The sequence below is a fragment of the Streptococcus oralis genome (assembly GCF_026782345.1).
Taxonomy (GTDB): Bacteria; Bacillota; Bacilli; order Lactobacillales; family Streptococcaceae; genus Streptococcus; species Streptococcus oralis_CK.
Window position 1 is genome coordinate 448,454 of sequence record NZ_JAKUWI010000001.1, and the last position, 26,183, is coordinate 474,636.

Consider the following 26,183-nt stretch of genomic DNA (forward strand, 5'->3'; position numbering starts at 1 on the left):
AGAAGAGTCTGAAAAGTAAATTTATGGTAAAATAGAAGGATAGAAAAATGCAGATGAGGCAATCATGATTAATCGAATTACAGATAATAAATTTAAACTAGTATCAAAATATGAACCTTCAGGAGATCAACCCCAAGCGATTGAGCAGTTGGTTGACAATATCGAGGGTGGAGAGAAAGCTCAGATTCTGATGGGGGCGACGGGTACAGGGAAGACCTATACCATGAGTCAGGTCATTTCCAAAGTCAATAAACCAACTTTGGTCATTGCCCATAACAAAACACTAGCTGGTCAGCTCTATGGGGAGTTCAAGGAATTTTTCCCTGAAAATGCTGTTGAGTACTTCGTATCTTACTATGATTATTATCAACCAGAGGCCTATGTCCCTTCGAGCGATACCTATATTGAGAAGGATAGCTCGGTTAATGATGAGATTGACAAGCTCCGTCACTCAGCGACTTCAGCCCTTCTGGAGCGTAATGACGTCATTGTCGTAGCTTCTGTCTCTTGTATCTATGGTTTGGGTTCGCCAAAGGAATACGCTGATAGTGTCGTTAGTCTCCGTCCAGGTCTTGAAATTTCTCGTGATAAACTCTTGAATGACTTAGTGGATATTCAGTTTGAACGAAATGATATTGATTTCCAACGGGGAAGATTTCGCGTTCGTGGGGATGTGGTGGAGATTTTCCCAGCTTCCCGTGATGAACACGCTTTTCGAGTAGAATTTTTCGGGGATGAAATTGATCGTATCCGTGAAGTTGAGGCTTTGACAGGTCAGGTATTGGGAGAAGTCGATCATTTGGCGATTTTCCCTGCCACTCACTTTGTGACCAATGACGACCATATGGAAGTTGCCATTGCCAAGATTCAGGCGGAGTTGGAGGAGCAGTTAGCTGTCTTTGAAAAGGAGGGCAAACTGTTAGAAGCTCAGCGTTTGAAACAGCGAACAGAGTATGATATTGAGATGTTACGTGAGATGGGTTATACAAATGGGGTTGAAAACTACTCACGCCACATGGATGGTCGTAGCGAAGGAGAGCCTCCTTATACGCTTCTTGACTTCTTCCCAGATGATTTCTTGATCATGATTGATGAAAGTCACATGACCATGGGGCAAATCAAAGGCATGTACAATGGAGACCGCTCTCGTAAGGAAATGCTAGTTAATTATGGTTTCCGTTTGCCGTCTGCCTTAGACAATCGTCCTCTCCGTCGGGAGGAGTTTGAGAGTCATGTGCACCAGATTGTTTACGTTTCAGCGACACCAGGCGACTATGAAAATGAACAGACCGAGACAGTGATCGAGCAAATCATTCGTCCGACAGGGCTTCTAGACCCAGAAGTGGAAGTTCGTCCAACTATGGGACAGATTGATGACCTCCTAGGCGAAATCAATGCCCGTGTTGAAAAGAATGAACGGACCTTTATCACCACTTTGACTAAGAAAATGGCAGAAGACTTGACCGACTACTTCAAAGAAATGGGCATCAAGGTCAAGTACATGCACTCGGATATTAAGACCTTGGAACGAACGGAGATTATCCGTGACCTACGTTTGGGTGTCTTTGATGTCTTGGTCGGAATTAACCTTCTTCGTGAAGGGATTGACGTTCCTGAAGTGAGTTTGGTTGCCATACTCGATGCTGATAAGGAAGGTTTCCTTCGTAACGAACGTGGCCTCATCCAGACCATTGGACGTGCTGCCCGTAATAGCGAAGGACATGTCATCATGTATGCGGACACGATGACTCAGTCTATGCAACGTGCCATCGATGAAACGGCCCGTCGTCGGAAAATCCAGATGGCTTATAATGAAGAGCATGGTATCGTCCCACAAACCATTAAGAAAGAAATCCGTGATCTTATTGCCGTGACCAAGGCAGTTTCTAAGGAAGAGGACAAGGAAGTCGATATCAATAGTCTCAACAAACAAGAACGCAAAGAACTCGTCAAGAAACTGGAAAAACAAATGCAAGAAGCCGTCGAAGTGCTTGACTTTGAACTCGCAGCTCAGATACGTGACATGATGTTGGAAGTGAAGGCGTTGGGGTAGATAGGATAGGCCCTTAAGTCAAATTTAATTAGCCAAATTGCTATTTCCTTGTTTCAGTAGTCTAGATATGAAGAAAACGGTGAAAATGAATAAAAGAAACTCAAATACAAAAAAGAATCTATCAAGGAAAAAAAGTTTTCAGCATTGGCTAGATTCTCATAAAATTATAGGTTTCTTCCTAGTCCTTGCTCTAATCTTAGGAATAGGACTAGGTATTAATTTTAGTTTTAAAAGCCTCCCACTTCCCTCACCATATAGAGATATTAACTATAGTTTTCCATTATATGCAAATCTTTTTTGTCTGATCTACAGAATATTTGACTATTGGTTTTTAGATTTATCCAGGTTAAGGATGACTCTAACCAGATTTGCTGGATTGTTCATCTATCTTAATAGTATCGGTTTAGTGGTCCATCTGTTTTTCGGAGTTAGTGGGAAAAACAGTAAAGGGATTTTACCATCTCTCTTATCACTAGATTACCGCTATATCTGGTTTCCTATCGCAACTTATATGCTATTCTTTTTCTTGGGATTGGTCCTTTTACTTCTTGCTAAACATTTAGAAAAGAAGAAATTGAAGAAATGATTGTAATACCTCTTTCATCTATTCTTGTCAATATAGGTCATTATATATAATTATCACTGTCAGAGTATCTTATCATAATACCATGACTTAGTTAATGCTTTTATCGTGAAATCCCCAAAAATATATTTTAATAACTTAGAAAGCGAGCAAATTCATGTCCCGTGCCCAATCAACTATTTTAACCAATATCTGTCTAATTGAAGACCTTAAAAATCAACGTGTAGTCATGCAATATCGCTCTCCTGAAAACAATCGCTGGTCTGGCTACGCCTTTCCAGGAGGTCATGTTGAGAATGGCGAGGCCTTTGCCGAGTCTGTCATTCGTGAGATTTATGAAGAAACAGGTCTAACCATTCAGAATCCTCAACTAGTCGGTATTAAAAATTGGCCCTTAGATACAGGTGGACGCTACATTGTCGTTTGTTATAAGGCGACAGAGTTTAGTGGAAATCTCCAATCCTCAGAGGAAGGAGAAGTATCTTGGGTGCAAAAAGACCAGATTCCAAACTTGAATCTGGCCTATGATATGTTGCCTTTGATGGAGATGATGGAAGCTCCTGACAAGTCAGAGTTTTTCTACCGCCACCGTACAGAGGATGGCTGGGAGAAAGAAATTTTCTAGTCTTTTACCAAATAACCTAACTGATCCAAGGCCTCCTCGATATAGTGGAGGTCTTGTTGTGTCTCAGCTTCAACAAGGTGGTAATGGATGCCGTCTGTCAATTCAGAAAGGGGTCTAAAGTCTGAATTCTCGACTTGTTCCAGAAAGTGCTGGACATCTCGGCGGCAGGTGAGTTTGAGGTGGGTTTCAATTTCGCCATAAACGGGATGATCGATTAAGATATTTTGAACGCGTCCGCCATTATCTACAATGGCTAGAAGTTCCTGCCCGATTTCTTCCAGTTCATGTTTCACTTTAAAGAGTTTGTGGACGTAGGGACTGGTATCATTTTCTTTGTAGATATAACCACGATTGGTGGATAGGATAGGAGCCCCATCTGCTCGGAGAATAGCGATATCCTGTACAATGACTTGGCGCGTAACATGAAAGTGTTCAGCCAAGGTTTGACCATTGAGAGCTTTTGGCGCCTCTTTTAACAGTTTGAGAAGAGCTTGTTTGCGATCCGTTGTCATAGTTTTTCCTTTTAGCGACGTTTTCGAAGCACTTTATAGACAGCTAGTGCTAATGTATAGTCTACCATACTATGGACAATTGTGCCAAATCCAACTAGGACGAAGAGAACATAAAACATATTTTCAACGTTTGTTCCTGAAGTAGCATAAAAGATGATACAAGCTATTACTTCAGCGATAGCATGAACAACACCCAAAACAAAGTTAAAAATCCAAGATGCCTTTGGTTTATCCAAGGTTTCAGGGAATTTCTTTAAGTACAAAGCCCCCAAAGTACCAAAAACGATGTGAGAAAAGGCACGGAGTACAATAACAGGCGGATAGCCTGCCATCAGGAAACCGAGACTCGAAGCAATAATCACAAAAGCAGCCATCAAAGGTGATAGGAACATGGCGATAAAGATGGGGATATGACTTCCCAAGGTGTAAGAAGCCGGTGGGATAACGATTTTAAAAGGCATAATGATTGGAATCAAAATCGCGATTGCTGTGAGCAGTGCAGTCATGGTCATAAACTGCGTTTTTTTCCGTATATCCATAAGAACCTCCATTTATCTGTATATACACAAGTATAGTACAATAAATAATCAGTTAAGTCAAGAAGCATTAGTGATTTTTAATGGATATTTGATTAAATGTGGTAAAGAAAGAATACTGGGAACTTAATTCTTATGTTTTAACTACTAAACTCCACCTTCAGGACGAAAGTGGAGTTGTTTTTTTATTTCTTCAAGGTTTCGAGACGTGGGACAATCATTACAGTCAAGATGGCTGAGATAACCAATTCGGCGATTGAGTTTGTAGAGATAACAGTTGCTAGGAGTTTTTGGATATTGCCATCGAAGACATTTCCAAAAAGGAAGAAGATTCCACCAAGGACAAAGACGGTGTTGGTAAGGGAACCAAGGGCACCAGCTAGGATTAGCCCAGTTTTATTTTTCATCAGTTTATAGACCAAGTAAGGTGTCAGACCGATCAAAACGCGAGGGACAATAGCGATAATCGCAGAATAGATGTTTCCGTTCGGTACGAATGGAGAAAAGAGGTAGCTGGTTGGAAGGATGGTAATCGTGTTTACCGTTAAGCTCAATAGCCCCATAAGAAAACCAAGTGTAACTCCAACGCGAGGACCATAGATGATACTAGCAATAATGACTGGAATATGAACGATAGTTGGTTTAATTGGAAATGGGAAAAGGTTAAATAGGAGAGAGCTCAAAAAGTGGATAACGAGCATAACTGCAAAAAAGATAGCAATTGGGGCAATGTTAGAGCGTTTGTTCATTGAGGGTTTCCTTTATTCTTTCTAATATAGTATTCAGGTCAGCTAGGGCGCCTTTGCCGTGATCGCCACAGGCTAGTAAAGATTCTTTTGGGGAGATAATCTGATAACCATAGGTCTCTAATGTTTTTAGATTAGCCTGAGTTGCCGGATGGTCATACATTTTGGTATTCATGGCTGGCGCTAAGAGTTTAGGGATGTGACTTGGTAGGGCAAGCGCTGTGCTTGTCACCATGTTATCCGCAAATCCGTGGACTAACTTTGCGATGGTATTAGCAGTAGCAGGGACAACGATAAAAAGATCAGTTCTTTTACCTAGTTCGATATGATTGACTTGATCAGGATAGGGTTCCTTCATGACATCAAGGTGAACTGGATTCTGTGAGAGTACCTGTAGTGTCAACGGTTGGATAAACTCTCTCGCTGCCTCAGTCATTAAGACAGTAACCTGATGGCCTTGTTTTTTCAAGGAACTGACTAGATCAGCTGATTTATAGGAGGCAATGGAACCTGTCACTGCGATGAGAATATTTGCCATGGCTTTCCTTTCTATGAATCGTATGCTTGAATTTTTTCAAGGAGGAGATTTGCTATTTCCTCTTTGGTTTGAACAGTTTGAAGATGATCATTCTCAACAAAGATAGCTCGGTGCCGATTTGCTGAAATTCGAGTGAGGTCATTTGCAATGATTAAGTCTGCTTGGTTCTTGATAAGGCTTTTTCTAGCAATTTCTATGAGATAATCTTCAGAGACATCAACCAACAGTTTGAAACCAATCAGATGAATAGCTGGATTCCATTCCTTGACTAGAGAGATGATTTTGGGTGTTTTTTTCAGGAATAAAACCTGAACCTCGTCAGTTGAAGAAATCTTAGCTTGATGATTCTGCTTGTTTAAAAAATCTTCCAAATTAGAGCTAGCCTGAACCTCCTCAAGCCCCGTCATATAAACAGGTGTGTAGTCAGATACAGCCATTGAATGAATCAAGACTCGGTAATTTGGAACTCGCTCTTTCATCTCAAAAAGGAGATCATTGGTGTTCTTAATTTCTCGAATGCTTAGGTTGGGATGAGGTTCTGGCTTAATAGCACTAGGAGTAGTAATCAAACAAACCTCATGGCCAGCAGCAAGTAGGGCTTCGGTGATGATTTTCCCCAAGCGACCAGTCGAGTGATTAGTGATAGAGCGGACGTTATCGATTGCTTCACTGGTACCGCCTGACGTAACTAAAATTTTCATAGGATTATTGTACAAAAAAAAGAAATGCAAGTCAAAGAAAGCGTTTGTTATTTTATCTAATTTTCTAGCAAGATTATAGTTTTTGGCTATAAAAACTTATAAAAAGTAAAAAAGACGACTAAAATTGGCCTTAAAACTTTATGTTTATAAACTTTACTAAGCTTTTTGTATGTGAAAAAACTTTTTTTGTGTTATAATGAGTTATCATATTAGAGGTTAGAGGAGTTTTGAATGAAAACAGATATTGAAATCGCACAGAGTATTGAGTTGAAACCAATCGTTGATGTTGTTGAGAAACTTGGTATTTCTTACGATGATTTGGAATTGTATGGAAAGTACAAGGCTAAGCTCAGCTTTGATAAAATTCGTGCAGTTGAGAACAATCCAGTTGGAAAATTGATCTTGGTTACTGCCATCAACCCAACACCTGCAGGTGAGGGGAAATCAACTATTACCATTGGTCTGGCAGACGCCTTGAACAAAATCGGCAAGAAAACCATGATTGCTATTCGCGAACCGTCTCTTGGTCCAGTCATGGGGATTAAGGGAGGTGCTGCCGGTGGTGGTTATGCCCAAGTGTTGCCAATGGAGGACATCAACCTCCACTTTACGGGGGATATGCATGCCATTACAACTGCTAACAATGCTCTTTCAGCCTTGATTGACAATCACTTGCACCAAGGGAATGAGCTAGGAATTGACCAACGTCGTATCCTCTGGAAACGTGTAGTAGACTTGAACGACCGCGCCCTTCGCCATGTTACCGTTGGACTTGGTGGCCCTCTAAATGGTATTCCACGTGAGGATGGTTTCGATATTACAGTTGCTTCCGAAATCATGGCCATTCTTTGCTTGGCGACTGATATTGAAGATTTGAAACGTCGTTTGGCGAATATCGTTATCGGATATCGCTATGACCGTACACCAGTTACTGTTGGTGATTTGCAAGTTGAGGGAGCTTTAGCATTGATTTTGAAAGATGCTATCAAACCAAACTTGGTTCAGACAATCTACGGAACACCTGCTTTTGTACACGGTGGTCCATTTGCCAATATCGCTCATGGCTGTAACTCTGTCTTGGCAACAAGCACAGCCCTTCGCTTGGCTGATTATACTGTTACTGAAGCTGGTTTTGGTGCAGACCTTGGTGCTGAGAAATTCCTTGACATTAAGACACCAAACTTGCCTACATCTCCAGATGCAGTTGTCATCGTCGCTACCCTTCGTGCCCTTAAGATGAATGGTGGTGTAGCTAAGGATGCTCTTACAGAGGAAAATGTGGAAGCAGTTCGTGCAGGTTTTGCTAACTTGAAACGCCACGTTGAAAATATTCGTAAGTTTGGTATTCCAGCAGTTGTTGCGATTAACGAATTTGTTTCTGATACAGAAGCTGAAATTGCAGCCTTGAAAGAACTCTGTGCTTCAATCGATGTTCCAGTTGAGTTGGCTAGTGTATGGGCTGATGGAGCAGAAGGTGGCGTAGCGCTTGCTGAAACGCTTGTCAAGACTATCTCTGAAAATCCAGCCAACTACACTCGTCTTTATGACAATGACCTTTCTGTCCAAGAAAAGATTGAAAAGATTGTCACTGAAATCTATCGTGGTAGCAAAGTGAACTTTGAGAAGAAAGCCCAAACGCAAATCGCTCAAATCGTTCAGAATGGATGGGACAAATTGCCAATCTGTATGGCGAAAACTCAGTACAGTTTTTCTGACAATCCAAATGCACTTGGAGCACCAGAGAACTTTGAAATTACCATCCGTGAATTGGTAACAAAATTAGGTGCAGGCTTCATCGTTGCCTTAACAGGTGATGTTATGACCATGCCAGGCCTTCCAAAACGTCCAGCCGCTCTTAATATGGATGTTGAAAGCGATGGAACCGTTTTAGGATTGTTCTAGTATATTGCAATTGATTTCAAATGAGTTTGGAAAAGCTATCCAAGCTCATTTTTTTATCTAGATGTAAGGAGTTGTCTTCAGCTGATGAAAGAGGTGTCTTCTACAAGCAATCAGTCTAGCTAAAGATATTTTCCCTAATTTTTGATATAATAGAAACATTGACTTCAAGAGTAAGGAAGAGAAAATGAACGCATTATTGAATGGAATGAATGACCGTCAGGCTGAAGCGGTGCAAACGACAGAAGGGCCCTTGTTAATCATGGCGGGGGCTGGTTCTGGGAAGACCCGAGTTTTGACCCACCGTATTGCTTATTTGATTGATGAAAAGATGGTCAATCCTTGGAATATCTTGGCCATTACCTTTACCAATAAGGCGGCGCGTGAGATGAAGGAGCGTGCCTATGGCCTCAATCCAGCTACTCAGGACTGTCTGATTGCGACCTTTCACTCCATGTGTGTTCGTATCCTACGTCGCGATGCGGATCATATTGGCTACAACCGCAATTTTACCATAGTAGATCCTGGAGAACAGCGAACCCTCATGAAACGCATTCTCAAGCAGTTGAACTTGGATCCTAAAAAATGGAATGAACGGACTATTTTGGGAACCATTTCCAATGCTAAGAATGACCTAATTGATGATGTGGCTTATGCTGCCCAAGCTGGTGATATGTACACACAAATTGTGGCTCAATGTTATACAGCCTATCAAAAGGAGCTTCGTCAGTCTGAGTCCGTTGACTTTGATGATTTGATTATGCTGACCTTGCGTCTCTTTGATCAGAATCCTGACGTCTTGACCTACTATCAGCAGAAGTTCCAGTACATTCACGTTGATGAGTACCAAGATACCAACCATGCCCAGTACCAACTAGTCAAACTCTTGGCTTCACGCTTTAAAAATATCTGCGTAGTTGGAGATGCGGACCAGTCTATCTACGGTTGGCGTGGGGCTGATATGCAGAATATCTTGGATTTTGAGAAAGATTACCCTAACGCCAAGGTGGTTTTATTAGAAGAAAATTACCGTTCAACCAAAACCATTCTCCAAGCTGCCAATGACGTCATCAAAAACAATAAAAATCGTCGTCCCAAGAATCTCTGGACTCAGAATGCCGATGGGGAGCAAATCGTTTATTATCGCGCAAATGACGAACAAGATGAGGCTGTTTTTGTAGCCAAAACCATCGATGAACTTGGTCGTAGTCACAACTTCCTTCACAAAGATTTTGCAGTTCTATATCGGACTAATGCGCAGTCTCGTACCATTGAGGAAGCCCTGCTCAAGTCCAATATTCCTTATACTATGGTTGGCGGGACCAAGTTCTACAGCCGTAAGGAAATCCGTGACATTATCGCTTACCTTAACCTCATTGCCAATTTGAGTGATAATATCAGTTTTGAGCGCATTATTAACGAACCTAAACGCGGAATCGGCCCAGGAACCGTTGAGAAAATTCGCGATTTTGCGAATATGCAAGAGATGTCTATGCTGGATGCTTCAGCTAATATCATGCTGTCTAGCATCAAAGGAAAAGCAGCCCAGTCTATCTGGGATTTTGCCAATATGATTATGGATTTGCGGGAGCAACTGGATCAATTAACCATTACCGAGCTGGTGGAGGCTGTTCTAGAAAAAACTGGTTATATCGATATTCTCAATGCCCAAGCGACCTTAGAAAGCAAGGCGCGGGTTGAAAATATCGAGGAATTCCTTTCTGTTACCAAAAATTTTGACGACAATCCTGATAGTCAAGAAGAGGAAACAGGTTTGGACAAACTCAGTCGTTTCTTGAATGACCTTGCCCTGATTGCGGATACGGATTCAGGCAGTCAGGAGACATCAGAAGTGACCTTGATGACCTTGCACGCAGCTAAGGGACTTGAGTTCCCAGTTGTCTTTATCATTGGGATGGAGGAAAATGTCTTTCCCCTTAGCCGTGCAGCTGAAGATCCAGATGAGCTAGAAGAGGAACGCCGTTTGGCCTATGTCGGTATCACACGAGCAGAAAAGATCCTCTATCTGACCAATGCCAACTCACGCTTGCTTTTTGGGCGTACCAATTACAATCGTCCGACCCGTTTTATCAATGAAATTAGTTCGGACTTACTTGACTATCAAGGCTTGGCTCGACCAGCGAATACTAGCTTTAAGGCTTCTTATAGCAGTGGCGGGATTGCTTTCGGTCAAGGTATGAGCTTAGCCCAGGCCCTTCAAGAACGGAAACGTAATGCCGCGCCAAGTTCTATCCAGTCAAGTGGTCTTCCATTTGGAAAGCTTGCAGCCGGAAATAAAAAAGATTCAAGCGATACAAACTGGTCTATTGGAGATATTGCATTTCACAAGAAATGGGGAGAGGGAACAGTCCTTGAAGTGTCGGGTAGTGGCGCTACTCAGGAATTGAAAATCAATTTCCCAGAAGTAGGACTGAAAAAACTCCTAGCCAGTGTAGCCCCAATTGAGAAAAAAATCTAATTTTTCATCCTTCTCACGAATAATAAAGTGAGGAGGATTTTTATGTACAGTATTTCATTCCAAGAAGATTCACTCTTACCTAGAGAAAGACTAGTAAAAGAAGGAGTAGAGGCTCTAAGCAATCAAGAATTACTAGCTATTCTGCTCAGAACGGGAACGCGTCAGACAAACGTTTTTGAAATTGCCCAAAAAGTCTTGAATAGTCTTAACAGTCTAACCGATTTGAAAATAATGACCCTGCAGGAATTGCAGAGTCTGTCTGGTATAGGGCGAATAAAAGCCATTGAACTACAAGCAGTGATTGAACTGGGACACCGCATTCACAAACATGAAACCCTTGAGATGGAAAGTATTCTCAGTAGTCAAAAGCTAGCCAAGAAAATGCAACAGGAACTTGGCGACAAAAAACAAGAGCACCTAGTGGCGCTCTATCTCAATACTCAAAATCAAATCATCCATCAGCAAACTATTTTTATCGGATCTGCGACACGCAGCATCGCTGAACCACGGGAAATTCTTCACTATGCCCTCAAGCATATGGCTACCTCCGTGATTCTCGTTCACAATCATCCATCTGGTGCCGTATCTCCTAGTCGAAATGACGACCATGTCACTAAGCTAGTCAAGGAAGCTTGCGAACTGATGGGAATTGTTTTCTTGGACCATTTGATTGTTTCTCACTCTGATTACTTTAGTTACCGTGAAAAGACGGATTTGATTTAGAGTTCGTTAACAACATAGTCAAACAATGTTTTATCTTTGGGGCGATTTTCAAATAGAAATTCTGGATGCCATTGGACACCAAGGTAAGGAAAGCCGTCCGTAGTTGTCACAGCCTCAATGATTCCATCTTTAGGATCATGTGCTACAACCTTAAGATTAGGAGCTAGATCTTTAATACTCTGGTGGTGGAAGGAGTTGATATGAGAGATTTCTCCATAGATTTCTCGGAGAATGGTATCAGGTTCCGTTACGAGGCGTTGAGTCGTGTATTCGGCTGAACAGTCCTGCCAATGATCCTCGATATCTTGGTGAAGCGTACCTCCCATAGCGACATTGAAAAGCTGAGTACCACGGCAAACAGAGAAAATTGGTTTCTTCTGTTTAATCGCTTCTATGATAAGGGCTAATTCAAACTGGTCTCTTTGAAGATGGTAGTCATCGCTGTCAATGGTTTTAGGCTCACCATAGTATTTTGGATCAACATTTTGCCCACCCGTTAGGATGAGCTTATCAATGATACTAATGTAATGGGTAGCCATTTCTTGATCACCAATCGGTAGGATGATTGGAATTCCGCCAGCGTCCTTGATTCCTTCAACAAAGCCCTTTGCTGCATAGCTCATCATGATGTCATCATCTGGATGAGCTTTTTCATTTCCTGTAATCCCAATAACTGGTTTTTTCATAAATGCTTTCGCTTTCTAATCCTCTTTACGCATAAAATAGAGGAGGGTTTGGAGTTCGCTTGTCAAATCGACATACTGAACGACCACATCTTTTGGAAGGTGGAGGTGAACAGGGGAAAAACTGAGAATACCTTTTATACCTGCATCGACCAAAAGATTAGCAACTTCTTGTGATTTAACACTTGGAACAGTTAGGATAGCAGTTTTAACATCTGCTTCTTTGATTTTTTCTTTAATTTGAGAGATACCATAGATTGGAATTCCATCAGGTGTCTGGGTTCCAACTTCTGGATGGTCATCTAGGTCAAATGCCATGATGATTTTCATCTTGTTACGCTCATGGAAGCGATAGTGGAGAAGGGCATGCCCCATATTCCCAATCCCAACCAACATAACATTGGTAATGGAGTTGTCATTTAGGAGGTCAGCAAAAAAAGTCATCAGTTTTTTAACATCATAACCAAAACCACGACGACCTAGTTCGCCAAAATAGGAAAAATCACGACGAACAGTCGCAGAATCGATACCGATAGCCTCTGCAATTTGCTTAGAGTTGGCACGTTCGATTTTCTCGGCATGAAATCTCTTGAAAATTCGATAGTAGAGAGAGAGTCTTTTTGCTGTTGCTTTTGGAATAGCAGACTGTTTATCTTTCACAAAACCACAACCTTTCTATTCTTCTATTTTATAGAAACATTGTGAAAAAATCAACAAAAACAAGAAAAAACTAAGAAAATCTTAGTTTTAGTCTTAAAAATTAGCTTGTGATAGAAAACGGTAGAGATCTCCGACCAATCCTTGATAGATAACTTTATCATCAAAGGTTAATGAGGTAACTAGGAATGTATCTGGAAGAGTTACACAACCTGATAGAGATAACATAAGCTCTTCGTAATCCTTATATTCAAGTGTACGTTCTACGTGATAGTTATCTTGATAGGTAAGTCGATACATAGCCAATTATCTTTCTTCTTTTGTGAAGATTCCGCGTTCTACAAGGCTGTCCATGAGGAAGTAGAATTTCTCTTGGTGGATATGATGGTCTTCTGATTTAAAGATATTCACCAAACGAAGGCCAGATTTGTCAGTGATGTTGAGTTTAGCACCTGTAAGGTCTTTATTGATGATGATTTTTAGGTTGAAGCCTTCACCGCTGTTAGGTACTTTCTCAAGCAGACGAGTTAGTTCGAAGTTTCCAACTTTTGTTTCAAAGAAAGTATTATCTTTCAGTGTGAACTTTTTGACAGTTGGGCTAAGTGTGTAGTCGTAGCGGCAGTTTTGTAGTTTAATGGTTTTTTCGAATGCCATTAGATTAATCTCCAATAATATTTTTTAAGGTTTGTGCGAGTTGTTTCAGTTCTTCCTCAGTGTTAAGAGGAGACAGGCTGATACGGACAGATTCTTTCAAACGATGCGAATCTGGTCCATAAAATGCTTTAAGCACATGACTGGTTTGTACAACACCAGCGGTACAAGCTGAACCGGTAGAAATTGAAATTCCTTCAAGGTCTAACCGTAGCAAGAGCAAATCATTTTTTTGACCAGGAAAGCCAATATTGACAACATAAGGAAGCTGGTATTGGCTTTCGTTGAGATAGTATTCTAGATCTGCAATCTCATCTAGAAAAGCAGATTTTAATCCCTCTAGTTTTTGGTAATGTTCAGCTTGCTGCTCTAAGTCCTCTTTAAGAGCAGCGACCATGCCTACAATGGCAGCGAGGTTTTCTGTTCCAGCCCGTTTCTTTTGTTCTTGGTCTCCACCGTGAAGATAGGAATCAAAGTCCGCGGAAGAAGCATAAAGAAAGCCGATTCCCTTTGGTCCATGGAATTTGTGGGCAGAAGCACTGAGGAAATCAATTCCCAATTCCTCAGGATGGATAGGAACTTTTCCGATAGCTTGAACAGCATCTACATGATAAGCCGCAGGATGCTCTTTTAAAACACGTCCAATCTCAGCGATAGGTAAGAGACTGCCCGTTTCATTATTAGCATACATAGTGGAAACGAGAATAGTATCGTCACGTAAGGCCTCTTGAATTTGCTGGGGAGTAATTTCTTGATTTACTGGTTGGATGATAGTCGCTTCAAAGCCAAAATGTTGCACCAGATAATCGATAGTCTCAAGCACAGAATGATGTTCAATAGCTGTCGTGATGATATGTTTTCCACGATTTTGATGACGGAGACAATAGCCAATAATAGCTGTATTGTTGCTTTCTGTACCGCCAGACGTGAAAAAGATATGTTGAGATTTTGTCCCCAATAACTGGGCTAGTTCCTGACGGGCTTCTCGCAAGAGTTTGCCAGCCTGTCGACCATGACTATGAATACTAGAAGGATTACCGTGGGTTTCTTGCATGACCCTGGTCATTTCTGAAATAGCAACTGCTGACATAGGAGTAGTAGCAGCATTGTCCAAATAAATCAAAGAATCACCTTATTTCTTTTTGTTGTAAGCAAAGAGTGGGCTGACTGGTTTTCTTTCATGGATGCGGACGATCGCATCTCCGATTAACTCGCTAGCAGTAATGTAACATACATTTTCAGGAGTTCTTTCTTTGGTTGCTACGGAGTCTGTCACTAGGATTTCTTTGATGTTTGTAGCGTCAAGGAGGTCTGCTGCACCTTCAACAAATAAACCGTGACTAGAAACTGCATAAATCTCAGTTGCACCTTCACGTTCAACGATTTTGGCAGCTTCAGAGAAAGTACGACCAGTATTTAGAATATCGTCAATTAAGATAGCCTTCTTGCCTTCGACATCCCCAATGATATAGCCTTCGTTACGATTAGAATCGTCTTGGGCGTAGTCAATGATAGCGATAGGAGCATCAAGGTATTCAGCCAAACTACGTGCACGTTTAACACCAGAGTTCTTTGGACTGACAACAACAACATCGGAGCCAAGGAGTCCTTTATCACAGTAGTGCTTAGCAAATAGAGGAACAGTATAAAGATTATCTACAGGAATATCAAAGAAACCTTGGACCTGAACAGCATGGAGGTCCAGCGTTAGAACACGACTTACACCAGCTTTGACAAGCATATTGGCAACTAGTTTTGCAGTGAGGGGTTCGCGAGAAGAAGCGATACGATCCTGACGAGCATAACCAAAGTAAGGAAGGACAACGTTGATACTATGAGCACTTGCACGTACACAAGCATCAACCATGATTAATAATTCCATCAAGTGGTTGCTAACGGGGTAGCTGGTTGACTGGATGATGTAAACATCGTAACCACGGACACTTTCTTCGATGTTGACCTGGATTTCACCATCAGAAAATTGGCGAGAAGATAATTTTCCGAGAGGTACCCCAACCGTTTCTGCGATTTTTTGTGCAATTTCATGATTGGAATTAAGTGCAAAAAGTTTCATGTTGTTTCTATCTGACATTATAGACCGTCCTCTGTAAACTCTAAATATTTTATCTCCATTATTTTACCAGAAAATGGAGATTATTTCAGCTTTTTTTCATGCTTTTAATAAAACGAATTAATTTTGATGGAGCTTTCTTATAAACTATATGATTCTCATCTAAAAATCTCTTAAAATCGGCTTTCCCTTTTTCATGGTCTGTGACTTCAAGCTCGAGTTCATAGTCCGTCTGGTCAAAGTATTGACTTTCGTCTAAGGCCATTAAGCCAATTTCAGTTTTCGTTTCATAACGTAGAGTTGAAAGACAGCCTAGAACAAGCCATTCATGGCTTTCGATGCCAATCTTAGCAAGCTTCTCTAGAACGAGCCCTTGAGGTAGTTTTTGTTTTTCTAGGTATGATTCAGCTTCTGAAAGAGTTAATTTCTGGTTGTATTCCATATTTCCTACAGTTTGAGGCACTTTCAAGGTCAATTCCGCCCAATCTGCAAAGGTGCGAATGCGCATGGCAACCTTCTTTTCACGCAATTGGAAATCTGGTGTGTCAATGTAGTAGTTTTTCTGAAGGACGGGTTGGATATGGGAAAACTGTTTTTTTAGATGATCATATTCCTCTTTTTTCAGAAGTGTTTTCAATTCTATTTCTAAATGTTTCATTTTTTCAACCTTTTCTATATCTTTGAAAGCGATTTATGGTATAATGGACAATGTATTTATTGTATACGAATGTATTGAAAAAATCAAAGATTTTCGACAAAGCAATCAAACATTACAAGGGAGAAAGTATGACCATAGAATGGGAAGAATTTTTAGATCCTTACATTCAGGCTGTAGGTGAGTTGAAGATTAAACTTCGGGGGATTCGCAAACAGTATCGTAAGCAAAACAAGCATTCTCCGATTGAATTTGTAACGGGTCGTGTCAAACCGATTGAAAGTATCAAAGAAAAGATGGCTCGTCGAGGAATTACTTATGCAACTTTGGAAAATGACTTGCAAGATATCGCAGGGCTACGTGTCATGGTTCAGTTTGTTGATGACGTTAAAGAAGTAGTTGAGATTCTACGTAAACGCCAAGATATGAGAATCGTTCAGGAACGAGACTATATCACTCATCGTAAGGCTTCGGGTTATCGTTCTTATCACGTGGTTGTCGAGTACATGGTTGATACGATCAACGGGGCTAAGACGATTTTGGCTGAAATTCAAATACGGACTTTGGCCATGAATTTCTGGGCTACGATTGAACACTCGCTCAATTATAAATATCAGGGCGATTTTCCAGAAGAAATCAGGAAAAGACTGGAAATCACGGCGAAAATAGCCTATCAACTGGATGAGGAAATGGGTAAGATTCGTGACGACATTCAGGAAGCGCAGGCTCTCTTTGATCCATTGAGCAGAAAACTAAACGATGGTGTAGGAAATAGTGACGATACAGATGAAGAATACAGGTAAACGAGTTGACCTCATAGCAAATAGAAAACCTCAGAGTCAGAAGGTTTTGCGTGAGCTGAGGGAAAAACTAAAGAAACAACACTTTATACTGAACGATACCAATCCCGACATTGTCATTTCTATTGGTGGCGACGGGATGCTTTTGTCTGCTTTTCACAAGTATGAGAATCAGTTAGACAAGGTTCGATTTGTAGGTGTTCATACAGGTCATTTGGGATTTTACACAGATTATCGTGATTTTGAGCTAGATCAATTGGTGACCAATCTTTTACTAGATACTGGTGCCAAGGTTTCTTATCCTGTTTTGAATGTCAAGGTGACGCTTGAAAATGGAGAAGTGAAAATCTTCCGAGCCTTAAATGAAGCCAGTATCCGTCGATCAGATCGCACCATGGTTGCGGATATCATCATTAATCACGTTCCGTTCGAGAGATTCCGTGGAGATGGAGTGACTGTTTCAACGCCGACGGGAAGTACTGCCTACAACAAGTCCTTGGGGGGAGCGGTCTTGCATCCTACCATTGAAGCCTTGCAACTGACTGAAATTGCGAGTCTCAACAACCGAGTTTATCGGACTCTAGGATCTTCAATCATCGTTCCAAAGAAAGACAAAATTGAGCTTTTACCGACTCGTAATGACTATCACACGCTATCGGTTGACAATAGTATCTATTCTTTCCGAAATATAGAAAGGATTGAGTATCAAATCGACCATCACAAGATTCACTTCGTAGCGACGCCAAGTCACACGAGTTTCTGGAATCGTGTCAAAGATGCCTTCATCGGCGAGGTGGATGAATGAGGTTCGAATTTACCGCAGATGAGCACGTTAAAGTCAAAACTTTTCTCAAGAAACATGAGATTTCTAAGGGACTTTTGGCTAAGATTAAGTTTCGAGGTGGGGCTATTCTGGTCAATGGCCAACCTCAAAATGCGACTTATCTCTTAGATATTGGAGACAGGGTTACCATCGATATTCCAGCAGAGGAAGGATTTGAAAGCCTGGACGCAATCAATCGTCCACTCGATATCTTGTATGAGGATGATCATTTTCTGGTTTTGAATAAGCCTTATGGAGTAGCTTCCATCCCCAGTGTCAATCATTCCAATACCATTGCCAATTTTATCAAGGGCTATTATGTCAATCAAAACTATGAAAACCAGCAAGTTCACATCGTGACTAGGCTTGATAGAGATACTTCTGGTTTGATGCTTTTTGCCAAGCATGGTTACGCTCATGCACGTTTAGACAAGCAGTTGCAACGAAAGTCTATCGAAAAACGGTATTTTGCTTTAGTTAAAGGAGCTGGTGTCTTGGAGCCTGAAGGGGAGATTATTGCCCCGATTGCGCGTGATGAAGATTCTATTATCACGAGACGGGTTGCCCAAGGTGGAAAATACGCTCATACATCTTACAAAGTTGTAGCGTCTTATGGAGATATTCACCTAGTTGATATTCGCCTGCATACTGGACGAACTCATCAGATCCGAGTGCATTTTTCTCATATCGGCTTTCCTTTGTTGGGAGACGATCTCTATGGAGGAAGCTTAGACGATGGGATTCAACGTCAGGCTCTGCATTGTCATTATTTATCTTTTTATCATCCTTTTCTAGAGCAAGATTTGCAACTAGAAAATCCCTTACCGGATGATTTCAGCAATCTTATAACTCAGTTATCAACTAATACTCTTTAAACACTATTTGGAGTATAATTTATTTTCTTAAAGGAGAAAACTCATGGAAGTTTTTGAAAATCTTAAAGCCAACCTGGTTGGCAAAAATGCTCGTATCGTTCTCCCTGAAGGGGAAGAGCCACGTATTCTTCAAGCAACAAAACGCTTGGTAAAAGAAACAGAAGTAATTCCTGTTTTGCTTGGAAACTCTGAAAAAATTAAAATTTATCTTGAAATCGAAGGGATTGTGGATGGTTATGAAGTCATTGATCCTCAACACTATCCTCAATTTGAAGAAATGGTTGCTGCTTTAGTAGAGCGTCGTAAGGGCAAAATGACTGAAGAAGAAGCGCGCAAAGTTTTGGTTGAAGATGTCAACTACTTTGGTGTTATGTTAGTATACTTGGGCTTGGTTGACGGTATGGTATCTGGTGCGATTCACTCAACTGCCTCAACAGTTCGTCCAGCTCTACAAATCATTAAAACTCGTCCAAATGTAACTCGTACTTCAGGTGCCTTCCTTATGGTACGTGGTACAGAACGTTACCTATTTGGAGACTGTGCCATTAATATCAATCCAGATGCAGAAGCCTTGGCTGAAATTGCGGTCAATTCAGCGATCACAGCTAAGATGTTTGGTATCGAGCCTAAAATTGCCATGCTAAGCTATTCTACTAAAGGTTCAGGCTTTGGTGCAAGCGTTGATAAGGTTGTTGAAGCGACTAAAATCGCTCATGATTTGCGTCCAGACCTTGAGATTGATGGTGAGTTGCAATTTGATGCAGCCTTCCACCCTGAAACTGCAGCATTGAAAGCTCCAGGAAGTAACGTTGCTGGGCAAGCAACTGTCTTTATCTTCCCTGGTATCGAAGCAGGAAATATTGGCTACAAGATTGCAGAACGTCTTGGTGGCTTCGCGGCTGTAGGTCCAGTTCTACAAGGTTTGAACAAACCGGTTAACGACCTTTCTCGTGGATGTAATGCCGATGATGTGTACAAGTTGACCCTTATCACAGCAGCTCAAGCAGTTCATCAATAAGATTTAGTCCTCTTTCCCATGGGAAGAGGCTTTTTAGTACTGAGAAAAGGACAGCTAGAAGCTTCTATGTTATACTAGATATATGTTAGATTTGAAAAAATATGGTATCGTCATGTGGCCGGAGGAGAAGATTATTTCTTTTCGTGAGAAACTCCTCAACTGGTATGATGAAAACAAAAGAGATTTACCTTGGCGGAGAAGTAAAAATCCTTATCACATCTGGGTATCTGAAATCATGCTCCAGCAGACCAGGGTGGATACAGTTATTCCCTATTATAAACGATTCTTGGACTGGTTTCCAACTGTTGAAAGTCTGGCGAATGCCCCTGAAGAGCGTCTGCTGAAGGCTTGGGAGGGATTGGGCTATTATTCTCGAGTACGCAATATGCAGGCTGCAGCTCAGCAGATTATATCTGACTTTGGTGGTCAATTCCCAAACACCCATGAAGGAATTTCTGGCCTGAAAGGGATTGGCCCCTATACTGCGGGAGCAATTTCCAGTATCGCTTTTAACTTGCCTGAGCCAGCGGTTGATGGCAATGTCATGCGGGTTTTGGCACGCTTGTTTGAGGTTAATTATGATATCGGAGTTCCCAGCAATCGAAAGATTTTTCAAGCCATGATGGAAATCTTGATTGACCCGAGACGACCAGGTGACTTTAACCAAGCTCTGATGGATTTAGGGGCCGACATAGAGGCCCCAGTTAATCCTAGACCAGAAGAAAGTCCAGTTAGGGACTTTAGCGCAGCCTATCAGAATGGGACCATGGATGTATATCCGATTAAAGAACCCAAGAAAAAGCCTCTCCCAATCTATCTCAAGGCTTTGGTTGTGCGCAATGACCGTGGTCAATATCTTCTTGAGAAAAATGAAAGTGAGAAACTGTTAGCCGGTTTTTGGCATTTTCCACTGATTGAAGTTGATGATTTCTCTAGCGATGATAATCAACTAGATCTCTTTTCTCAAGTCAAAGAGAAAAGCAGAGCATTTGGACCAAGCCCTCAAGAAAACTTTGAGCAGGATTATGATTTAGAAGTGAATTGGTCCCAGCAAGTATTTGACCAGGTAAAGCATGTATTTAGTCATCGGAAATGGCATATTCAAATCCTAGCGGGTCAGGTGACAGATTCGAAACAATTTGATGACAGAGAAATTCGCTGGGTTTCTCCTCAGGAGTTTTCTGATTATCCATTTGCTAAACCTCAACAAAAGATTTGGCAAGCCTATAAAACACTTCTTGAAGATGAAGGCTTACAGTAGCCATTTGTGCCTTCTTTGTATTTTTTTGTTATAATAGATAGAGAAAAGGTGATAAAATGAAAAAAATATTAATTGTAGATGATGAGAAACCAATCTCGGATATTATTAAGTTCAATATGACCAAGGAAGGTTATGAAGTTGTTACAGCCTTCAACGGTCGTGAAGCAATTGAGCTATTTGAAGCTGAGCAACCGGATATTATTATCCTCGACTTGATGCTCCCTGAAATTGATGGTTTAGAAGTTGCTAAAGCTATTCGTAAGACTAGTAGCGTGCCGATTATCATGCTATCAGCTAAGGATAGCGAGTTTGACAAAGTTATTGGTTTGGAGTTAGGTGCAGATGATTATGTTACAAAGCCCTTCTCGAACCGTGAGTTACAAGCCCGTGTCAAGGCTCTGCTTCGTCGTACAGATCTTGCTTCAGTAGATAGCCAAGAGTCTGATGAGAAGAAGACGCAGCCCTTACAAATTGGTGATTTGGAAATCGTTCCAGATGCTTACGTGGCTAAGAAATATGGTGAGGAATTAGATTTGACCCACCGTGAGTTTGAACTCTTATATCACTTGGCATCTCATATTGGTCAAGTGATTACGCGTGAACACTTGCTTGAGACTGTATGGGGTTATGACTATTTTGGTGATGTTCGTACAGTGGACGTGACCATTAGACGCTTGCGTGAAAAAATTGAAGACACACCAAGCCGTCCAGAGTATATCCTCACACGTCGTGGTGTTGGCTACTATATGAAAAATAATGATTGAAGATATTAGACAAACTATTCTGACCAGTGATTTTATCTTTATCCTGATTTTACTTGGCTTTATCCTAGTTGTGACCTTGCTCTTGCTGGAAAACCGTCGGGATAACATCCGGTTAAAAGAGATAAATCAGAAGGTTAAGGACTTAATTGCAGGTGATTATTCTCAAGTTCTGGACTTGCAGGGTAGTACAGAGATCACCAACATCACCAATAATCTGAATGATTTGTCAGAAGTTATTCGTTTGACTCAAGAAAATTTGGAACAAGAGAGTAAAAGGCTGCATAGCATTCTTTCCTATATGACAGATGGTGTCCTTGCGACCAATCGCCGTGGCCAGATTACTATGATCAACGATATGGCAAAAAAACAACTCGGTGTGCAGAAAGAAGATGTTCTGAATAAAAGCATCCTCGAATTGCTTAAGATAGAAGATGAATATGAACTGCGTGACCTGATTACACAGATACCTGAGTTGACGATTGATTCTCAGGATGCTAATGGAGAATATTTGAGCCTTCGTGTACGTTTTGCCCTTGTCCGCCGTGAGTCAGGTTTCATCTCTGGTTTGGTTGCCGTTTTACATGATACGACCGAGCAAGAGAAGGAAGAGCGTGAGCGAAGACTCTTTGTTTCGAACGTCAGTCATGAGTTGCGTACTCCTTTGACCAGTGTTAAATCTTATCTCGAAGCCTTGGATGAGGGAGCTCTGTATGATCCTGTCGCCCCTGATTTTATTAAGGTTTCACTCGATGAAACCAACCGTATGATGCGTATGGTGACAGATCTCTTGCATCTATCTCGTATTGACAATGCGACTACTAAACTGGATATAGAGTTGATTAACTTTACAGCCTTTATCACCTTCATCCTCAACCGTTTTGATAAGATGAGAAATCAGGATGAAGAGAAAAAATATGAGCTAGTGAGAGATTATCCAATAACTTCAGTTTGGATTGAGATTGATACGGATAAGATGACCCAGGTGATTGATAATATTCTTAACAATGCCATCAAGTATTCACCAGATGGTGGGAAGATTACGGTCAGCATGAAAACCACGGATGACCAGATGATTTTATCAATTTCTGACCAGGGTCTTGGGATTCCAAAACAAGATTTGCCTAGGATTTTTGACCGTTTTTACCGTGTGGATCGCGCAAGAAGTCGTGCACAAGGTGGAACTGGGCTAGGTCTGGCTATCGCGAAAGAAATCATCAAACAACACAATGGTTTTATTTGGGCAAAAAGCGAATACGGTAAGGGCTCAACCTTTACCATAGTGCTCCCTTATGATAAGGATGCCGTAAAAGAAGAAATATGGGAGGACGAAATAGAAGACTAGAATGAGTGAAAAAGGCTTTAAATACAGTATTTTAGCATCAGGTTCCAGTGGAAATTCCTTTTATCTGGAAACCCCCAAAAAGAAAATCTTAGTGGATGCAGGCTTGTCTGGTAAGAAAATCACCAGTCTTTTGAGCGAAATCAATCGTAAGCCAGAAGATTTGGATGCGATTTTGATTACGCATGAACATTCAGATCATATTCATGGAGTTGGTGTATTGGCTCGCAAATATGGTATGGACCTTTACGCCAATGAAAAAACTTGGCAGGCTATGGGAAATAGCAAGTACCTCGGTAAGGTGGATTCATCGCAGAAGCATATTTTTGAAATGGGTAAAACCAAAACCTTTGGCGATATTGATATTGAGAGTTTTGGGGTTAGCCATGATGCGGCAGCACCCCAGTTTTACCGCTTTATGAAAGACGACAAGAGCTTTGTCATGCTGACCGATACAGGTTACGTCAGTGACCGTATGGCAGGAATTGTCGAAAATGCAGACGGTTATCTCATCGAGTCCAACCACGACGTGGAAATTTTGCGAGCAGGATCTTACGCTTGGCGTCTCAAACAGAGAATTCTATCGGATCTCGGTCACCTCTCTAACGAGGATGGTGCTGAGGCCATGATTCGTGCAATGGGAAATCGAACCAAGAAAATCTACCTCGGGCATTTGTCCAAAGAGAACAATATCAAGGAGCTGGCTCATATGACCATGGTCAACCAGCTAGCACAAGCTGATCTGGGAGTAGGAGTAGACTTTAAAGTTTACGACACTTCCCCAGATACTGCAACACCATTGACAGATATATAAAAAAGAAGGCGAGAGCCTTCTTTTGTTGTTTTTTACAATCCTGCAAATTCTTTGATTTCTTGTGCGGACATGGAAGAGTCGCAACGGACATTGATTTGTCCATCCGCAATGTGAACAAAGCCTGGTACTGTTGGGATTCCGTAGCGTGAGCGGAATGCTTGCAACTCATTGAGTTGGCTTGGTTCTTCGCTATTGATGAAGTAGATGTGAGCTTTGGTTTTAGCTACGACACCAGCCAATGTACCTGCAAATTTACGGCAGTAAGGGCAAGTTTTGCGACCGATGAAGAAGGTTGCAGTTTCTTTATTATCGAGTGCTTCTTGGGCGCGTGCAACTGTAGTCACTTCAAGGTCTTTAATATCTTCTAAAAACTGATTCATAAGAATACCTCTCTTTTTTTGATAAAACTAGTATGCCACAAAGTTTCTAAAATTGCTCGGATTTGATACGAAAAAAAGATGAGATTGGTTTATCTCACCTTTTAGCTTGCTTATTTTACAAAAGCATTGATTTCCGCTTCGATGTTAGCAATCTTAGCTTGTGAATCTTCGTTGCTTTCGCCCACAACGGCAATGTAGAACTTGATTTTTGGTTCAGTACCTGAAGGGCGAACAGCAATCCATGAACCGTCAGCAAGTGTGTATTTCAATACATCACTTGGAGGAGTAGTCAAAGTTGTCACAGTACCATCTGCAGCAGTAGCAGTTTGAGCCTTGAAGTCTTCTACAACAGTGATAGCTGTTGTGTTCCATTCTTTTGGAGCATTGTTACGGAATTTAGCCATAATCGCTTTAATTTGTTCTGCACCATCAACACCAGAAAGGGTAACAGAAATAGTCTTTTCAGCGTAGTAACCGTACTCTTTGTAGATTTCTTCGATACCGTCAGCAAGTGTCAAACCGCGTGAACGGTAGTAGGCAGCAAGTTCAGCAACGACAAGAACGGCTTGGATGGCGTCTTTATCACGCACGAATGGTTTAATCAAGTAACCGAAGCTTTCTTCAAATCCCATCATGTAAGTGTGATTGTGTTTTTCTTCAAATTCTTGGATTTTCTCTGCGATGAATTTGAAACCAGTCAAAACGTTGAACATGGTTGTGCCGTAGCTTTCAGCAATCTTCGTTACCAAGTCTGTTGATACGATGGATTTGCAGAGAGCAGCATTTTCAGGAAGAGTTCCAGCACTCTTATGAGCTTCCAAGATGTATTTAGCCATGATAGCACCGATTTGGTTACCTGAAAGGTTGAGGTAGCTCCCATCTTTTTGAAGCACTTCAACACCAACACGGTCAGCGTCTGGGTCAGTCGCCACAAGAACATCAGCACCAACTTGACGGCCGAGTTCTTCAGCAAGTGCAAAGGCTGCTTGGTTTTCTGGGTTTGGAGATTTAACAGTTGAGAAGTCTGGGTCTGGAGTTGCTTGTGCTTCAACGACTTGAACTGAGTCAAATCCAGCTTGTGCAAGAGCACGACGGGCCAACATTTCACCAGTACCATGAAGTGGTGTGTAGACAATCTTCATGTCTTTACCAAACTCTTCAATCAAGGTTGGGTTGATGTTTACGTCTTTGACTTCTTTGAGGTATTCTGCATCAACAGCTTCGCCGATAACTTCAATCAAGCCAGAAGCTTTTTCAGCTTCGACATCAGCAACTTCGACAGCGAATGGATTTTCGATAGCACGAATATAAGTAGTCAAAGCGTCTGCATCGTGTGGAGGCATTTGTCCACCGTCTTCACCGTAAACCTTGTAACCGTTAAATGGAGCAGGGTTATGGCTGGCAGTAATCATGATACCTGCAAAACAGTTGAGGTGACGAACTGCAAATGAGAGTTCTGGAGTTGGACGAAGGCTTTCAAATACGTAAGATTTGATACCGTGTTTAGCAAGAACTGCAGCAGATTCAAAGGCAAACTCAGGTGAGAAGTGGCGGCTATCGTAGGCAATTGCAACACCGCGTTCTTTTTCGTTTCCACCTTTTGACTCAATCAAACGAGCCAATCCTTCAGTTGCTTGACGAACAACATAGATGTTGATGCGGTTTGTACCTGCACCGATCAAGCCGCGCATACCTGCAGTACCAAATTCAAGATTGGTGTAGAAAGCATCTTCTTTTGTTTTTTCGTCCATGTTTTCTAAATCTTGACGAAGATAGTCGGGAAGGCCGGCAAAATCGACCCATTTTTGATAATTTTCTTGGTAAGTCATAGAGTGTCTCCTTTGTTTATTTACTTTAATCGCTTTCATTATATCACTATTTGACATTTTAGTAAAACGTTAGCATAACTTAAAATGTAGGAAATTTACTTTTATTTCATTGTAGAAGAACAGCCCAATACGCTTTCTAATGAAAAAGAAGATGAATAGTTCGGGTTT

Annotated in this window: 27 protein-coding genes; 13 read left to right on the top strand and 14 right to left on the bottom strand. The window is 41.3% G+C overall.

The features are described 5' to 3' along the window. Positions 1-64 precede the first annotated feature (64 nt). Positions 65-2,053, top strand: a complete 1,989-nt coding sequence (gene uvrB / locus MK405_RS02210; protein ID WP_254725685.1) for an excinuclease ABC subunit UvrB — start codon at positions 65-67, stop codon at positions 2,051-2,053. 740 nt (positions 2,054-2,793) lie between these two features. Beyond that, positions 2,794-3,261: an 8-oxo-dGTP diphosphatase gene (locus tag MK405_RS02215; RefSeq protein WP_268704202.1), complete on the top strand. Its 468-nt coding sequence runs from the start codon at positions 2,794-2,796 to the stop codon at positions 3,259-3,261. Here MK405_RS02215 and MK405_RS02220 read toward each other — a convergent pair. From MK405_RS02220 to coaB, 5 genes are all read right to left on the bottom strand, one after another. Beyond that, positions 3,258-3,773, bottom strand: a complete 516-nt coding sequence (locus MK405_RS02220; RefSeq protein WP_268704203.1) for a transcription repressor NadR — start codon at positions 3,771-3,773, stop codon at positions 3,258-3,260. The two genes, MK405_RS02215 and MK405_RS02220, sit on opposite strands and share 4 nt — an antisense overlap. Positions 3,774-3,784: 11 nt before the next feature. After that, complete coding sequence (locus MK405_RS02225; RefSeq protein WP_000354644.1) at positions 3,785-4,312, bottom strand: ECF transporter S component; 528 nt, start codon at positions 4,310-4,312, stop codon at positions 3,785-3,787. A gap of 182 nt (positions 4,313-4,494) precedes the next feature. Then, positions 4,495-5,058 carry an ECF transporter S component gene (locus tag MK405_RS02230; protein WP_001042724.1) on the bottom strand — a complete coding sequence of 188 codons (564 nt, stop codon included), beginning with the start codon at positions 5,056-5,058 and terminating at the stop codon, positions 4,495-4,497. Beyond that, complete coding sequence (coaC, locus tag MK405_RS02235) at positions 5,042-5,593, bottom strand: phosphopantothenoylcysteine decarboxylase (RefSeq protein WP_049490645.1); 552 nt, start codon at positions 5,591-5,593, stop codon at positions 5,042-5,044. The genes MK405_RS02230 and coaC overlap by 17 nt, the downstream gene beginning before the upstream one ends. 11 nt (positions 5,594-5,604) lie before the next feature. Beyond that, on the bottom strand, positions 5,605-6,294 hold the full coding sequence (coaB, locus tag MK405_RS02240) for a phosphopantothenate--cysteine ligase (RefSeq protein ID WP_268704204.1): 690 nt from the start codon (positions 6,292-6,294) through the stop codon (positions 5,605-5,607). Positions 6,295-6,525: 231 nt separating this feature from the next. On the opposite strand from coaB, the gene MK405_RS02245 reads away from it, so the two are divergent. From MK405_RS02245 to radC, 3 genes are all read left to right on the top strand, one after another. After that, the gene (locus tag MK405_RS02245; protein ID WP_268704205.1) at positions 6,526-8,196 is read left to right on the top strand and encodes a formate--tetrahydrofolate ligase; all 1,671 of its coding nucleotides are present in this window, start codon (positions 6,526-6,528) and stop codon (positions 8,194-8,196) included. A 184-nt stretch (positions 8,197-8,380) separates the two neighbouring features. Further along, positions 8,381-10,672 (top strand): DNA helicase PcrA, encoded by a 2,292-nt coding sequence (gene pcrA / locus MK405_RS02250; RefSeq protein ID WP_268704206.1) that lies wholly within the window; start codon positions 8,381-8,383, stop codon positions 10,670-10,672. 42 nt (positions 10,673-10,714) lie between these two features. Then, complete coding sequence (gene radC, locus MK405_RS02255; RefSeq protein ID WP_268704207.1) at positions 10,715-11,395, top strand: RadC family protein; 681 nt, start codon at positions 10,715-10,717, stop codon at positions 11,393-11,395. On the opposite strand, the gene MK405_RS02260 is transcribed toward radC, so the two are convergent. The 7 genes from MK405_RS02260 to MK405_RS02290 form a co-directional block, all read right to left on the bottom strand. Next, positions 11,392-12,081, bottom strand: coding sequence for a gamma-glutamyl-gamma-aminobutyrate hydrolase family protein (locus MK405_RS02260; RefSeq protein ID WP_084850892.1), 690 nt, complete (start codon positions 12,079-12,081; stop codon positions 11,392-11,394). The two genes, radC and MK405_RS02260, sit on opposite strands and share 4 nt — an antisense overlap. 15 nt (positions 12,082-12,096) lie before the next feature. Further along, entirely contained in the window at positions 12,097-12,738 is a 642-nt protein-coding gene (locus MK405_RS02265) for a redox-sensing transcriptional repressor Rex (RefSeq protein ID WP_000653419.1), read from the bottom strand. A gap of 93 nt (positions 12,739-12,831) precedes the next feature. After that, positions 12,832-13,035, bottom strand: a complete 204-nt coding sequence (locus tag MK405_RS02270) for a DUF4649 family protein (RefSeq protein WP_025169551.1) — start codon at positions 13,033-13,035, stop codon at positions 12,832-12,834. Between the two features lie 6 nt (positions 13,036-13,041). After that, the gene (locus MK405_RS02275) at positions 13,042-13,389 is read right to left on the bottom strand and encodes a DUF1831 domain-containing protein (protein WP_000863524.1); all 348 of its coding nucleotides are present in this window, start codon (positions 13,387-13,389) and stop codon (positions 13,042-13,044) included. A gap of 4 nt (positions 13,390-13,393) precedes the next feature. After that, positions 13,394-14,509, bottom strand: a complete 1,116-nt coding sequence (locus MK405_RS02280) for a cysteine desulfurase family protein (protein ID WP_033606401.1) — start codon at positions 14,507-14,509, stop codon at positions 13,394-13,396. A gap of 9 nt (positions 14,510-14,518) precedes the next feature. Then, a complete protein-coding gene (locus tag MK405_RS02285) occupies positions 14,519-15,478 on the bottom strand; it encodes a ribose-phosphate diphosphokinase (protein ID WP_268704208.1) in 960 nt (319 codons plus the stop codon). Positions 15,479-15,545: 67 nt separating this feature from the next. After that, the gene (locus tag MK405_RS02290; protein ID WP_268704209.1) at positions 15,546-16,115 is read right to left on the bottom strand and encodes a CYTH domain-containing protein; all 570 of its coding nucleotides are present in this window, start codon (positions 16,113-16,115) and stop codon (positions 15,546-15,548) included. 128 nt (positions 16,116-16,243) lie between these two features. Here MK405_RS02290 and yjbM point away from each other — a divergent pair, with 128 nt between their 5' ends. The 8 genes from yjbM to MK405_RS02330 all read left to right on the top strand — a co-directional run bounded on the left by yjbM (position 16,244) and on the right by MK405_RS02330 (position 23,806). Further along, complete coding sequence (gene yjbM / locus MK405_RS02295; RefSeq protein ID WP_268704210.1) at positions 16,244-16,915, top strand: GTP diphosphokinase; 672 nt, start codon at positions 16,244-16,246, stop codon at positions 16,913-16,915. Then, positions 16,899-17,717, top strand: a complete 819-nt coding sequence (locus MK405_RS02300; RefSeq protein WP_268704211.1) for an NAD kinase — start codon at positions 16,899-16,901, stop codon at positions 17,715-17,717. The genes yjbM and MK405_RS02300 overlap by 17 nt, the downstream gene beginning before the upstream one ends. After that, on the top strand, positions 17,714-18,610 hold the full coding sequence (locus MK405_RS02305; protein ID WP_268704212.1) for an RluA family pseudouridine synthase: 897 nt from the start codon (positions 17,714-17,716) through the stop codon (positions 18,608-18,610). Before MK405_RS02300 ends, MK405_RS02305 begins: the two co-directional genes overlap by 4 nt. Before the next feature lie 43 nt (positions 18,611-18,653). Next, complete coding sequence (pta, locus tag MK405_RS02310; protein WP_268704213.1) at positions 18,654-19,628, top strand: phosphate acetyltransferase; 975 nt, start codon at positions 18,654-18,656, stop codon at positions 19,626-19,628. Positions 19,629-19,710: 82 nt separating this feature from the next. After that, positions 19,711-20,889, top strand: a complete 1,179-nt coding sequence (mutY, locus tag MK405_RS02315) for an A/G-specific adenine glycosylase (RefSeq protein WP_268704214.1) — start codon at positions 19,711-19,713, stop codon at positions 20,887-20,889. A gap of 56 nt (positions 20,890-20,945) precedes the next feature. Continuing rightward, positions 20,946-21,653, top strand: coding sequence for a response regulator YycF (gene yycF, locus MK405_RS02320; RefSeq protein ID WP_000722062.1), 708 nt, complete (start codon positions 20,946-20,948; stop codon positions 21,651-21,653). After that, positions 21,646-22,995, top strand: coding sequence for a cell wall metabolism sensor histidine kinase VicK (gene vicK, locus MK405_RS02325; protein WP_084939724.1), 1,350 nt, complete (start codon positions 21,646-21,648; stop codon positions 22,993-22,995). Before yycF ends, vicK begins: the two co-directional genes overlap by 8 nt. Position 22,996: 1 nt before the next feature. After that, entirely contained in the window at positions 22,997-23,806 is an 810-nt protein-coding gene (locus tag MK405_RS02330) for an MBL fold metallo-hydrolase (protein WP_268704215.1), read from the top strand. A gap of 32 nt (positions 23,807-23,838) precedes the next feature. On the opposite strand, the gene MK405_RS02335 is transcribed toward MK405_RS02330, so the two are convergent. Both MK405_RS02335 and MK405_RS02340 read right to left on the bottom strand, forming a co-directional pair. After that, positions 23,839-24,186: a DUF6568 family protein gene (locus tag MK405_RS02335; RefSeq protein WP_268704216.1), complete on the bottom strand. Its 348-nt coding sequence runs from the start codon at positions 24,184-24,186 to the stop codon at positions 23,839-23,841. A gap of 110 nt (positions 24,187-24,296) precedes the next feature. Then, entirely contained in the window at positions 24,297-26,015 is a 1,719-nt protein-coding gene (locus MK405_RS02340) for a phospho-sugar mutase (RefSeq protein ID WP_268704217.1), read from the bottom strand. Between the last annotated feature and the right edge of the window lie 168 nt (positions 26,016-26,183).